The organism is Acidovorax sp. MR-S7 (assembly GCF_000400995.2).
GTDB lineage: Bacteria > Pseudomonadota > Gammaproteobacteria > Burkholderiales > Burkholderiaceae_C > MR-S7.
In genome coordinates this window covers 110,243-122,467 of the sequence record NZ_DF238908.1, presented here as the reverse complement: position 1 = coordinate 122,467, position 12,225 = coordinate 110,243, and the positions used below count along the sequence as shown (strand labels likewise).

At 69.9% G+C, this 12,225-nt stretch carries 10 protein-coding genes; 5 read left to right on the top strand and 5 right to left on the bottom strand.

From position 1 onward, the window contains the following. Positions 1-53: 53 nt before the first annotated feature. The 5 genes from AVS7_RS06540 to AVS7_RS06520 all read right to left on the bottom strand — a co-directional run bounded on the left by AVS7_RS06540 (position 54) and on the right by AVS7_RS06520 (position 5,337). Positions 54-1,394, bottom strand: a complete 1,341-nt coding sequence (locus AVS7_RS06540; protein ID WP_020227627.1) for an enolase C-terminal domain-like protein — start codon at positions 1,392-1,394, stop codon at positions 54-56. A 165-nt stretch (positions 1,395-1,559) separates the two neighbouring features. Next, a complete protein-coding gene (locus AVS7_RS06535) occupies positions 1,560-2,513 on the bottom strand; it encodes a tripartite tricarboxylate transporter substrate binding protein (RefSeq protein ID WP_020227626.1) in 954 nt (317 codons plus the stop codon). 25 nt (positions 2,514-2,538) lie between these two features. Beyond that, the gene (kdgD, locus tag AVS7_RS06530; protein ID WP_020227625.1) at positions 2,539-3,447 is read right to left on the bottom strand and encodes a 5-dehydro-4-deoxyglucarate dehydratase; all 909 of its coding nucleotides are present in this window, start codon (positions 3,445-3,447) and stop codon (positions 2,539-2,541) included. A gap of 49 nt (positions 3,448-3,496) precedes the next feature. Next, positions 3,497-4,480 carry a tripartite tricarboxylate transporter substrate binding protein gene (locus AVS7_RS06525; RefSeq protein WP_020227624.1) on the bottom strand — a complete coding sequence of 328 codons (984 nt, stop codon included), beginning with the start codon at positions 4,478-4,480 and terminating at the stop codon, positions 3,497-3,499. Between the two features lie 74 nt (positions 4,481-4,554). Then, positions 4,555-5,337 (bottom strand): FadR/GntR family transcriptional regulator, encoded by a 783-nt coding sequence (locus AVS7_RS06520; protein ID WP_020227623.1) that lies wholly within the window; start codon positions 5,335-5,337, stop codon positions 4,555-4,557. Between the two features lie 57 nt (positions 5,338-5,394). On the opposite strand from AVS7_RS06520, the gene AVS7_RS06515 reads away from it, so the two are divergent. The 5 genes from AVS7_RS06515 to guaD all read left to right on the top strand — a co-directional run bounded on the left by AVS7_RS06515 (position 5,395) and on the right by guaD (position 12,157). Then, a complete protein-coding gene (locus AVS7_RS06515) occupies positions 5,395-6,690 on the top strand; it encodes a glucarate dehydratase family protein (protein ID WP_020227622.1) in 1,296 nt (431 codons plus the stop codon). A gap of 32 nt (positions 6,691-6,722) precedes the next feature. Further along, on the top strand, positions 6,723-7,724 hold the full coding sequence (locus tag AVS7_RS06510; RefSeq protein WP_020227621.1) for a tripartite tricarboxylate transporter substrate binding protein: 1,002 nt from the start codon (positions 6,723-6,725) through the stop codon (positions 7,722-7,724). Positions 7,725-7,744: 20 nt separating this feature from the next. Continuing rightward, on the top strand, positions 7,745-9,310 hold the full coding sequence (gene garD, locus AVS7_RS06505; protein ID WP_020227620.1) for a galactarate dehydratase: 1,566 nt from the start codon (positions 7,745-7,747) through the stop codon (positions 9,308-9,310). Positions 9,311-9,586: 276 nt separating this feature from the next. Beyond that, positions 9,587-10,816 carry a urate hydroxylase PuuD gene (locus AVS7_RS06500; protein ID WP_020227619.1) on the top strand — a complete coding sequence of 410 codons (1,230 nt, stop codon included), beginning with the start codon at positions 9,587-9,589 and terminating at the stop codon, positions 10,814-10,816. A 66-nt stretch (positions 10,817-10,882) separates the two neighbouring features. Continuing rightward, complete coding sequence (guaD, locus tag AVS7_RS06495) at positions 10,883-12,157, top strand: guanine deaminase (RefSeq protein WP_020227618.1); 1,275 nt, start codon at positions 10,883-10,885, stop codon at positions 12,155-12,157. Positions 12,158-12,225: the final 68 nt, after the last annotated feature.

Here is a 12,225-nt window from a genome sequence, read left to right as displayed (position 1 = left end):
CTCTTATTAATAGCTGCTCGCGCTTGATGGAAAAGCGCTGGAGGCCTATTTGGCTAACGAACCATGCAGGGCCGCTTGTTGTCGAACTTCCAGCCGGGGATCAGGTGCTGCATGGCCACGGCGTCGTCGCGTGCGCCCAGGCCGTGCTGCTGGTAGAGCGCGTTGGTGCGCTGCAGCGCGGCGCGATCCACGGTCACGCCCAGGCCCGGCGCCGTCGGCACATCGACGAAGCCGCCGCGGATCTGCAGCGGGTTTTGGGTCAGGAACTGCCCGTCCTGCCAGATCCAGTGCGTGTCGATGGCCGTGACCTTGCCGGGCACGGCGGCGGCCACGTGGGTGAACATGGCCAGCGAGATGTCGAAATGGTTGTTGGAGTGCGAGCCCCAGGTCAGGCCCCAGTCGCGGCAGGTCTGGCCCACGCGCACGCTGCCGGCCATCGTCCAGAAATGCGGGTCGGCCAGCGGAATGTCCACCGATTGCAGCGACAGCGCATGCACCATCTGGCGCCAGTCGGTGGCGACCATGTTGGTGGCAGTGGGCAGGCCGGTGGCGCGGCGGAATTCGGCCATCACCTCGCGGCCGGAGAAGCCGCCCTCGGCGCCGCAGGGGTCTTCGGCATAGGCCAGCACGCCGCGCATGTCGCGCATCAGGCGGATGGCGTCCTTGAGCAGCCAGCCGCCGTTGGGGTCGAGCGTGACGCGTGCTTCGGGGAAGCGCTTGGCCAGCGCGGTGACGGCCGCGACTTCCTCTTCACCGGCCAGTACGCCGCCCTTGAGCTTGAAGTCGTTGAAGCCGTAGCGCGCGTGCGCGGCCTCGGCTTGGCGCACTATTGATTCGGGCGTCATGGCCTCCATGTGGCGCACCTGGGTCCAGGCGTCGCTGCCGCTCGTGTCTTCGCCGGGCTTGACGTAGGGCAGGCCGGTCTTGCCGCTCGGGCCGACGAAGAACAGGTAGCCCAGCATCTCCACGCGCTCGCGCTGCTGGCCTTCGCCCAGCAGCGCGGCCACGGGCACGCCCAGGTGCTGGCCCAGCAGGTCGAGCAGGCACGATTCGACGGCGGTGACGGCATGCACGCCGATGCGCAGGTCGAACGTCTGCAGGCCGCGCCCGCCCGTGTCGCGGCCCTCCAGGGCGTCTTGCACCTGCCGCAGCAGTTGCAGGTGCTGGCCGATGGACTGGCCGATCAGCACGCGCTTGCTGTCCTCCAGCGCCTGGCGGATGCCTTCGCCGCCGGGCACCTCGCCCACGCCGGTGCGGCCCGCGCTGTCGTGGATCAGCAGCACGTTGCGCGTGAAGAACGGGCCGTGCGCGCCGCTCAGGTTCATCAGCATGCCGTCGCGGCCGGCGACGGGGATGACTTCGATGTCGGTGATGGTCGGGGTGGTGGTTGTCATGTCAGTTCTCCATGGCGCGTTGCGCTGCCCTCTGCTTCTGGAACTGGCGCGGCCGAGGCGCGGGCAGCCGCGCAAGGGCCGCCCCGCCGCGCTGGCTGCGTCCCCCTGCCCGGCGAAGCCGAGAGCGGGGGGAAGCCGCGCAGCGGCTCAGGGGGGCGCTTCATTTCAGTCGATGGTGATCTTGCGGGTCTGGATGAGGTTTTTCCAGCGCGTGTTCTCGCGTGCCTGGAAGGCCGTGAATTCGGCGGGCGTGCTGCCCACGATCTCCAGCCCCTGGTCGGTGAAGCGCTTGGCGATGGCCGGGGCGCGGATGGCATCGACCGCGGCCTGGCCGAGCCTGGCCTTCACGTCGGGGGGCAGGCCCTTGGGCGCGGCCAGGCCTTGCCATGAATAGACCTCTGCGCCCTGGACGCCGGCCTCGGCCAGCGTGGGCACGTCCGGCAGCACGGGAGAGCGCTTGTCGCCGGTGACGGCGATGGCGCGCAGCTTGCCGGCGCGGATGTGCGGTAGCACGGCGTTCACGTTCTGGAACGAGAAATCCACCTGCCCGCCCAGCAGGTCGTTGATGGCCGGCGCGCCGCCCTTGTAGGGCACGTGGGTGCCCGAGGTGCCGCTCTGCTGCCAGAACATCTCGGCCGAGAGATGGTCCGACGAGCCGTTGCCCGAGCTGGCGAAGCTGAGCTTGCCCGGCTGCGCCTTGAGCGCGGCCACCACCTCAGCCACGGTGCGGGCTTGCTGCGCGGACGAGGCCACGAGGACGTTGGGCGCCTGCACGGGCACGCTGATGTAGTCGAAGTCCGCCGCAGCGTCGTAGGGCGCGGACTTCATCAGGTGCGGCGTGATGACGTAGGGGCCGAGCGAGGCGAACAGCAGCGTGTAGCCGTCGGCCGGCGCGCGCTTGACGGCCGTAGCGCCGATGGTGCCGGTGGCGCCAGGGCGGTTGTCCACCACGAAGGATTGGCCGAGCGTGTCGCCCATCTTCTGTGCCATGGCGCGGGCGATGGTGTCGGTGGAGCCGCCGGGCGGGAAGGGCACGACGATGGTGACGGTCTTGTCCGGCCAGGCGGCCGCGGTGGCGGACAGGGCGGCGAGCGCGAGGGCCGCGAGCAGTTTCTTCATGGCTTGTCTCCTCGGTATGGCGGTCTTATTCGTCCAGCGTGGCGATGAGCTGGGCCAGCGCCTCGTATTCGGCGGGCTTGAGCTCGGACAGCGGCGCGCGCACGGGGCCGGCATCGTGGCCGACGATCTTCGCGCCGGCCTTGACGATGCTCACCGCATAGCCCTCGCCCTTGTTGCGGATCTTCAGGTACGGGATGAAGAAATCCTTGAGCAGCCGGTGCTGCGTGGCCATGTCGTCGTTCTTTACCGCTTCGTAGAAGCGCATCGCCGTCTTGGGGATGAAGTTGAAGACGGCCGACGAATACACCGGCGTGCCCAGCGCCTTGTAGGCTGCCGCGTAGACCTCGGCCGTGGGCAGGCCGCCCAGGTAGGCCAGGCGGTCGCCCAGGGTCAGGTACATGGCGCACTGGGCCTCGATATCGCCCACGCCGTCCTTGTAGCCGACCAGGTTGGGGTTGCGCTCGGCCAGGCGCGCCACGGTCTCGGGCGCGAAGCGGCTGATGCCGCGGTTGTAGATGATCACGCCGAAGTCCACGCTCTTGCACACCGCCTCGACGTGGGCGGCCAGGCCCTCCTGGCTGGCTTCGGTCAGGTAGTGCGGCAGCAGCAGGATGCCGTGGGCGCCGGCCTTCTCGGCCGCCTGCGCGCACTCGATGGCGAAGCGCGTGGGGCCGCCCGCGCCGGCGATGATGGGCACCTTGCCCTTGCAGGTGTCCACGGCGGTCTTGATGATGGCCGGGTACTCGCCGCCCGTGAGCGAGAAGAACTCGCCCGTGCCGCCCGCCGCGAAAAGGGCGCTGGCGCCGTAGGGGGCGAGCCACTCCAGGCGCGCCGCGTAGCCCTTGGCGTTGAAGTCGCCATTGGCGTCGAAGTCGGTCAGGGGGAAGGACAGCAGGCCGGAGCTCATCACGTCCTTGAGGTCTTGAGGGGTCATGTCGGTCTTTCTTTCGAGGGAAGAGGGGGGCGGGGAAAAGGGGCGTGCGTCAGTCGAGCTGCAGGTTCTCCTGCTGCACGACCTTGGCCCAGCGGGCGCGCTCGGCGGCGAAGAAACGGTCCACCTCGGCGGGGGCCATGGTCACCACCTCGGCGCCCTGGCCGGCCAGGCGCGAGCGCACCTCGGGCGAGCGGATGGCGGTGACCAGCGATTCGTGGATGCGGCGGGCGATGCCGTCCGGCGTGCCCGCGCGCAGCATCACGCCCTGCCAGGTGCCGGTCTCGTAGCCGGCCACGCCCTGCTCGGCGATGGTGGGCACGGCGCCGATCAGCGGCATGCGCTCGCGCTTGGACACGCCCAGCAGCTTGAGCTTGCCGCTCTGCACATGGGGGTAGGTGGCCAGCATGCCGTTCATCAGCACCTGGGTCTGGCCCGCCACCGTGTCCTGCACCGACTGCACGCCGCCCTTGTAGGGGACGTACTGCCACTTGGCGCCCGTGGCGCGGGCCAGTTCCACGCCGGCCAGGTGCGGGGCGCTGCCGGTGGCCGTCACGGCGAAGTTCAGGTCGCTGGTCTTGGACAGCTCCACCAGCTCCTTGAGCGTGTTGGCCTTCACCGAGGGGTGCACCACCAGCAGGTGCGGCGAATAGGCCAGCATGGCCGCGCCGCGCAAGTCTTTGGACGGGTTGAACGGCAGCTTGGTGTAGACCGACGGGCTGATGGCCAGCGCGCCCAGGTCGCACAGCAGCAGGGTGTAGCCGTCGGCGGGCGCCTTGGCCACGAAGTCCGCGCCCAGGTTGCCGTTGGCGCCGGGCTTGTTCTCCACGATCACTGGCTGCCCCAGCATCTCCGACAGCGGCTGGCTGATCGAGCGCGCGATGATATCGGAGCTGCCGCCGGGCGGGTAGGGCACCACGATCTTCAGCGGCCGGGTGGGCCAGGCGGGCGCGGGCTGGGCGGCGATGCACAGCGGGGCCGCGCACAGGCTGGCGAGTGCGGCGGCGGCCGCGCGGCGGGTGAGGCGAGGGTGCATGGGTTGTCTCCTTGGTTGATGTTGTACGTCATCATACAACATGAGATGGCAAGCGCAAGCCTGTCGCGCCGCCTTCAGGCGGCGGGCGCGCTGCGCTTCTGCGCGAGGCGCAGCCGCTCGCGGGAGTTGGTGAGGTGGATGCGCATGGCGGCGCGGGCCGAGTCGGCGTCCTGCCGCTCGATGGCGTTGAAGATCTCCTCGTGCTCGCGGTTCACGCGGTGCAGGTAGTCGGGGTCGCGCCCCGGCGACTGGATGGAGGTGATGCGCGTGCGCGGGATCAACTGCGCGCCGAAGTGCGCCAGGATGCTCTCGAAATACGGGTTGCCCGTGGCCTGCGCGATGCCCAGGTGGAAGGCGAGGTCCGGCGCGATGGTGTCGCCGCCGCCCGCGGCGTTGCGCTCGAACGCCCGCAGCGCCTGCTGCATGGCCTGCAGGTGGGCGTCGCTGCGGCGCTGCGCGGCCAGGCCTGCCGCCTCGGTTTCCAGGCTGATGCGCAGCTCCAGCACGGCCAGCACGTCCACCGATTCGCTGAGCTCCCGCGCGTTGAGCGTGAGCCCCGCGCCCTCGCGCACGGCCTGCACGAAGGTGCCGATGCCGTGGCGCGTCTCCACCAGGCCGGCGGCCTGCAGCTTGGAGATCGCCTCGCGCACCACGGTGCGGCTCACGTCGTAGCTGCGCACCAGCTCCGACTCGGTAGGCAGGCGGTCGCCCTCGCGCAGCAGGCCCTGGCGGATCTTGTTCTCGAATTCCTCGGAGAGCAGGTTGGCCAGGCTGCGGCCGTTGCGGCCGGACTTGCCGCGCAGGGATTCGCGGGAGGCGGGGGTGGGCGAGGGTAATCCCGTGGACGGCGCATTCATGCTTTGATCATAATGCGTTGTAGGTTGTCTGATGACATATTTCATGCCCCGCCTCCGATGAGCACCTCCCACGCGATCCGCCACGTCCGCATCACGCCCATTGCCTTTCGCGATCCGCCGCTGCTGAACGCGGCGGGCATCCACGAGCCCTGGGCGCTGCGCTCCATCATCGAGATCGAGACGGCCTCGGGCCTGGTGGGCATCAGCGAGAGCTATGGCGACCAGCCCATGCTGGATGCGCTGGCCAAGGCCGCGCCGGCGCTGGCGGGGCTGTCGCCCTGGGCGCTGGGCGAGATGGAGCGCCGCGTGGAGGCGCTGGTGGCGCCCCCGAAGCTCACGGCCTCGGAGTTCCTGGGCCAGCAGGTGTCGCTGGCGCCGGGCACGCACGTTTCCAAGACGGTGGCCAAGGTGGTCAGCGCGTTCGAGGTCGCCATGCTCGACCTGCAAGGGCAGATGGCGCGGGCGCCCATCGTCGATCTGCTGGGCGGGGCGGCGCGCGGCAGCGTGCCGTTTTCGGCCTACCTGTTCTACAAGTACGCCGAGCACATCGGCACACCCTATGCGCCGGACGCCTGGGGCGAGGCGCTGACGCCCGGCCAGCTCGTGGCCCAGGCGCGGCGCATGATCGGGCAGCATGGCTTCCGGAGCATCAAGCTCAAGGCGGGCGCGCTGCCGCCCGAGCAGGAGGCCGCGGGCATCCTGGCGCTGGCAGAGGCCTTTCCCGGCACGCCGCTGCGCATCGACCCCAACGCCAACTGGACGGTGGAGACCAGCCTGCGGATCGTGCAGCAGCTGCGCGGCGTGCTGGAGTACTACGAAGACCCGGCCCCGGGCCTGGACGGCATGGCCGCCGTGGCGCGCGCGTGCGACGTGCCGCTGGCCACCAACATGGTGGTGACGGACTTCGCCGAGTTCCGCCGCAACGCCGAGATGGGCTGCCCCGTGAAGATCGTGCTCAGCGACCACCACTACTGGGGCGGCCTGCGCGCCACGCAGCGGCTGTCCACGCTGTGCCGCACGTTCGACCTGGGCCTGTCCATGCATAGCAACTCGCACCTGGGCATCAGCCTGGTGGCCATGGCGCACCTGTGCGCCAGCGTGCCGCTGCTCACCTACGCCTGCGACACGCACTACCCCTGGCAGGACGAGGAAGTCGTCGAAGGCGGGCGCCTCCGCTTCGAGCAGGGCAGCCTGCGCGTGCCCACGGCGCCGGGCCTGGGCGTCACGCTGGACCGCGAGGCCCTGGCCCGCCTGCACGACAACTACCTGCGCTGCGGCATCCGCAACCGCGACGACCTGGGGCAGATGCGCAAGTACGACCCCGCCTTCACCGGCAAACAGCCGCGCTTTTGAGTTTTTTTCCATCAAGACAGGAGACAACCGACATGCAACGCCGCACGCTGATCCACCGTTCCCTCGCCGCCAGCGCCTTGCTGCTGGGCGGCAGCTTCGCCGCCCAGCCTGCCGTGGCCCAGGGCGCCTGGCCCACGGGCAAGCCCATCACCTACATGGTGCCGTTCCCGCCCGGCGGAAACACCGACACCCTGGCGCGCGTGATCGCCCAGCCCCTGGGCCAGGCGCTGGGCACGCCGGTGGTCATCGAGAACAAGGGCGGCGCCGGCGGCAGCGTGGGCTCGGGCCTGGCCGCCCGCGCGCCCGCGGACGGCTACACCATCCTCGGCGGCACCATCAGCTCGCACTCCATCAACGTGAGCCTGTATTCCAAGCTGGACTACGACCCCATCAAGTCTTTCACGCCGGTGGCCATGCTGGGCTCCGGGCCGCTGGTGCTGGTGGTGCCGTCGGCCAGCCCCTACAAGACGCTGGACGACGTGCTCGCCGCCAGCAAGGCCAAGGCCGGCTCGGGCGGGCTGTCTTCCGCGTCGCCCGGCACCGGCACCTCGCCGCACATGGCGCTGGAGCTGCTGGCCTACCAGTCGGGCGTGAAGTTCACGCACGTGCCCTACAAGGGCAGCGGCCCGGCCGTGCAGGACGTGGTGGGCGGCCAGGTGGACATGATGTTCGACACCACGCTGATCGTGGGCCCCCACATCCAGTCCGGCAAGCTGCGCCCCATTGCCGTCACCAGCTCCAGGCGCCTGGAGTCGCTGCCCGACGTGCCCACCATCGCCGAAGCGGGCCAGAAGGGCTTCGACATGGGCTCGTGGCAGGCCGTGTTCGCCCCGGCGGGCACGCCCAAGCCCATCGTGGACCGGCTGCACGCGGAGATCATGAAGATCGTCGCCACGCCCGAGGTCCAGGCCCGCCTCAAGAGCTTCGGCATGGTCCCCTCCACCATGACGCCCGCCGAACTCGGCGCCTACCAGCAGGCCGAGGTGACCAAGTGGGCGCAGGTGATCAAGGCGGCGGGCATCAAGGCGGAGTGAGCGGACCGGAACGCGGCACGATGAGCACCCAGCCCCCCCTCTGCATCGCGATGGACGCGCGCGACAACGTGGCCATCGTCGCCAACGACGGCGGCCTGCCGGCTGGCACCGTGCTCCCCTCGGGCCTCGTGCTGGTCGACAAGGTGCCCCAGGGCCACAAGGTGGCGCTGGCCGACCTGGCGGCGGGCGACGCGGTGCGGCGCTACAACGTGGTGATCGGCCGGGCCGCGCGGCCGATCCCCGCCGGGAGCTGGGTGCACGAGCGCCTGCTGGAGATGCCCGCGGCGCGCTCGCTGGAGGGCCTGCCCATCGCCACGGTGAAGCCGCCCGAGCCGCCGCCGCTGGAGGGCTATACCTTCGAGGGCTACCGCAACGCCGACGGCTCGGTGGGTACGCGCAACATCCTCGCCATCACCACCACGGTGCAGTGCGTGGCCGGCGTGCTCGACTTCGCGGTGCGCCGCATCAAGGCCGAGCTGCTGCCACAGTATCCGCACGTTGATGACGTGGTAGGCCTGGAGCACACCTACGGCTGCGGCGTGGCCATCGATGCCGTGGGTGCCGAGATTCCGCAGCGCACGCTGCGCAACATCAGCCGCAATCCCAACTTCGGCGGCGAGGTGATGGTGGTCAGCCTGGGCTGCGAGAAGCTGCAGCCCGAGCGGCTGCTGCCGCCGGGCACCTTCCCCATCGTGGACGAACGTGAACCCGAACTGGACGTGGTCTGCCTGCAGGACGAGGCGCACGTCGGCTTCATGAGCATGATCGACTCCATCATGGAAAGCGCCAAGGCGCACCTGGAGCGGCTGAACCGGCGCCGCCGCGAGACCGTGCCCGCCAGTGCCCTCGTGGTGGGCGTGCAGTGCGGCGGCAGCGATGCGTTCAGCGGCGTCACGGCCAACCCGGCCGTGGGCTTCTGCACCGACCTGCTGGTGCGCGCGGGCGCCACGGTGATGTTCAGCGAGGTGACCGAGGTGCGCGACGGCATCGACCAGCTCACCGCGCGCGCGGCCACCCCCGGGGTGGCGCGGGACATGATCGCGGAGATGGCCTGGTACGACGCCTACCTGGACAAGGGCCGGGTGGACCGCAGCGCCAACACCACGCCCGGCAACAAGAAAGGCGGGCTGTCGAACATCGTCGAGAAGGCCATGGGCTCCATCGTCAAGAGCGGCACCGCGCCCATCACGGGCGTGCTGTCGCCGGGGCAGCGGCTGGCGGACCGCGGCATCGTGCGCGGGCTGGTGTACGCGGCCACGCCCGCCAGCGACTTCATCTGCGGCACGCTGCAACTGGCCGCCGGCATGAACCTGCACGTCTTCACCACCGGGCGCGGCACGCCCTACGGGCTGGCTGCGGTGCCGGTGATCAAGGTCGCCACGCGCAGCGACCTGGCGCGCCGCTGGCACGACCTGATGGACGTGAATGCCGGCCGCATCGCCGACGGCGGCGCCAGCATCGAGGACGTGGGCTGGGAGCTGTTCCGCCTCATGCTCGACGTGGCCAGCGGCCGCCGCAAGACCTGGGCCGAGCACTGGAAGCTGCACAACCAGCTCGTGCTGTTCAACCCGGCGCCCGTCACCTGACGGATGCTCCTGCATCGATAGCTGCTTGCGCTTGCTGCATAGGCGCTGGAGGCCGATTTGGCTTGAAATCCCGTGAGGCTGCCTTCTGCGGGTCACTACCGAGTCGGCGGATGTGGCGGCGGCAACAAAAATTGCATACACTTCATGTCCACAAAATTGGTCGCAGCGGTGCCCCGGTAGCTTTCATGCCAAGGTGCGCGGCCTGATCCATCTGCTCAGAGCGCCCGCAGTGGTGAGCAGCTTTCGGGTGGCCCCACGCCACCGGGTTGAAACACTATGGAAAGCTACTTTCTCGACTGGGCCAATCTGCTGCTGCGCTGGCTGCACGTCATCACCGCCATCGCCTGGGTGGGCTCCTCGTTCTACTTCGTGTTCCTCGACAGCAGCCTCACGCCGCCCGTCGACGAAGACCTGAAGAAGCAGGGCGTGAACGGCGAACTCTGGGCCGTGCACGGCGGCGGGTTCTACCACCCGGTCAAGTTCAACGTCGCGCCGCCCAAGCTGCCCGACCATCTGCACTGGTTCTTCTGGGAGAGCTACACCACGTGGCTGTCGGGCTTCGCGCTGCTCACGGTGTCCTACCTCTGGAACGCCGGCATCTACCTGGTGCACCCGGCCAACCCGCTCATGTCGCCCGCCATGGCCATCGTGGCGGCGCTGGCCTTCCTGGTGGTGTTCTGGTTGCTCTACGATGGCATCTGCCGCGTGTTCGGGCAGCAGAAGAACGGCGACGCCATCGTGGGGGCGCTGGTGCTCGTGCTGGTGTGCATCGCGGCGGTCCTGGCCTGCCACATCTTCCCCGGCCAGGCGGCCTTCCTGCTCATGGGCGCGATGCTCGCCACCTCGATGAGCGCGAACGTGTTCTTCTGGATCATCCCCGGCCAGCGCAAGGTCGTCGCCGCGCTCAAGGCCGGCCAGCCGGTCGACCCGATCCACGGCAAGCGTGGCAAGCAGCGCAGCGTGCACAACACCTATTTCACGCTGCCCGTGCTGTTCGCCATGCTGTCCAACCACTACGGCTGGCTGTACAGCCACGAGCTGAACTGGCTGGTGCTGATCCTCATGATGTTCGCGGGCGCGGCCATCCGCCAGTTCTTCGTGATGCGCCACGGCTACAAGCTGGGTCGCAACCCCCATCCCTGGAAATATGCCGCCGTGGGCGTGGCGGTGCTGCTGGGCGTGATCGCGTGGCTCAAGCCCGCGCCGCAGGCGGCCGCCCCGGCACCGGCCGCCGCGGCCCCGTCTGCCGCCGCAGCGCCTGCCGCGGGCTACGAGCAACTGCACGCGGTCATGCAGAAGCACTGCGTGGTCTGCCACAGCGCCAACACCATCGCGCAGAAGAACGTGAAGTTCGACACGCCCGAGGACGTGAAGGGCCACGCGCAGCAGATCTACCAGCAGGTGGTGCAGCTGCGCAAGATGCCCTTCGGCAACCCCGGCGCGCTGACCGATGCGGAGCGCGACACCTTCAAGCGCTGGTACGAGGGCGGCGCCCCCACCCCCTGACGGCGTTATGAACGCTATCGCGCGCGCCGCATACCGGGCGGCGCGCGGCGCCTTAAGCTAGGGGCCATGCACCTCTACCGCTCCGCGCTCCTGCGCTTTTCCGACGACGGCACGGCCCTGTACGACGAAGACGGCCTGCTGGCCGTCGCCCCCGATGCGCGCGGCGTGCAGCGCGTGCAGGCCGCCGGCGCCTGGAGCGCGCTGCGCGCGCGCTATTGCGAGGCGCCGGTGACCCACTGGCCCGGCCGCATCATTGCGCCGGGCTTCGTGGACATGCATGTGCACTACCCGCAGCTCGACGTGATCGGCTCGCCCGCGGACGGCCTGCTGCCCTGGCTGGAGAACTACACGTTCCCGCACGAGTCGCGCTTCGCCGACGCGGACTATGCCGCCGGCGTGGCGCGCTTCTTCCTCGATGAGCTGCTGCGCAACGGCGTCACCACGGCGCTCACCTTCGCCACCTCGCACCCGCAGTCGGTCGATGCGCTCATGGCCGAGGCGCAGGCCCGCAGGCTGCGCCTGATCGCCGGCAAGGTGCTGCAGGACCGCCATTCGCCCGACGGCGTGCGCGACGCCACCGAGCAATCGCTCGTCGACACCGAGGCGCTCATCCGCCGCTGGCACGGCCAGGGCCGCCTGGGCTACGCCATCACGCCGCGCTTCGCGCCCACCAGCACCGAGGCCCAGCTGCGCGGCGCCGGCGCCTTGGCCGCGCGCTACGCGGACGTGTGGATCCAGTCCCACGTGGCCGAGAACCGCGACGAGATCCGCTGGGCGCGCGAACTCTTTCCCGCCGCGCGCAGCTACCTGGGCGTGTACGACGGCTTCGGCCTGATGCGCGAGCGCGCCGTGTACGCCCACTGCATCCACTTCGACGACAACGACCGCGCCCTGATGCGCGACCGCGGTGCCGTGGCGGCCGTGTGCCCCACGAGCAACCTGTTCCTGGGCAGCGGCTTCTTCGACTACGCGGGCGCCGACCGCGTGGGCTTCGGCTACGGGCTGGCCAGCGACGTGGGCGGCGGCACCAGCTTCAGCCCTTTCCACACCATGCTCGCGGCCTACTACGTGGGGCGCGAGGGCCACGCCAAGCAGGGCCTGAGCCTGCCGCCCCAGCGCCTGTGGTGGCAGCACACGGCCGGCGCCGCGCGCGCGCTGGGCCTGGAGGGCGTGGTGGGCAACCTGCAGCCGGGCTGCGAGGCCGACTTCGTCGTGCTCGACCCGCAGGCCACGCCGCTGCTGGCGCGCCGCACGGGCGACGCGCGCGACCTCGACGAGCTGCTGTTCGCCATGGTCGTGCTGGGCGACGACCGTTTGATCGAGCGCACGGTCATTGCATGAAAAAGGCCTCTGGCGCTTGCCTGGCAAGCGCAGGCAGCTATCATTTGGGTAGCTATCGGCGCGGCCTC

What these genes read in the sequence shown, in the direction of transcription:
- garD (WP_020227620.1), top strand. Translation starts at nt 7,745, where the DNA reads ATGAGCACCCAGCCCCCCCTCTGCATCGCGATGGACGCGCGCGACAAC.
- AVS7_RS06520 (WP_020227623.1), bottom strand. Translation starts at nt 5,337, where the DNA reads ATGAATGCGCCGTCCACGGGATTACCCTCGCCCACCCCCGCCTCCCGC.
- AVS7_RS06540 (WP_020227627.1), bottom strand. Translation starts at nt 1,394, where the DNA reads ATGACAACCACCACCCCGACCATCACCGACATCGAAGTCATCCCCGTC.
- AVS7_RS06515 (WP_020227622.1), top strand. Translation starts at nt 5,395, where the DNA reads ATGAGCACCTCCCACGCGATCCGCCACGTCCGCATCACGCCCATTGCC.
- guaD (WP_020227618.1), top strand. Translation starts at nt 10,883, where the DNA reads ATGCACCTCTACCGCTCCGCGCTCCTGCGCTTTTCCGACGACGGCACG.
- AVS7_RS06535 (WP_020227626.1), bottom strand. Translation starts at nt 2,513, where the DNA reads ATGAAGAAACTGCTCGCGGCCCTCGCGCTCGCCGCCCTGTCCGCCACC.
- AVS7_RS06525 (WP_020227624.1), bottom strand. Translation starts at nt 4,480, where the DNA reads ATGCACCCTCGCCTCACCCGCCGCGCGGCCGCCGCCGCACTCGCCAGC.
- kdgD (WP_020227625.1), bottom strand. Translation starts at nt 3,447, where the DNA reads ATGACCCCTCAAGACCTCAAGGACGTGATGAGCTCCGGCCTGCTGTCC.
- AVS7_RS06500 (WP_020227619.1), top strand. Translation starts at nt 9,587, where the DNA reads ATGGAAAGCTACTTTCTCGACTGGGCCAATCTGCTGCTGCGCTGGCTG.
- AVS7_RS06510 (WP_020227621.1), top strand. Translation starts at nt 6,723, where the DNA reads ATGCAACGCCGCACGCTGATCCACCGTTCCCTCGCCGCCAGCGCCTTG.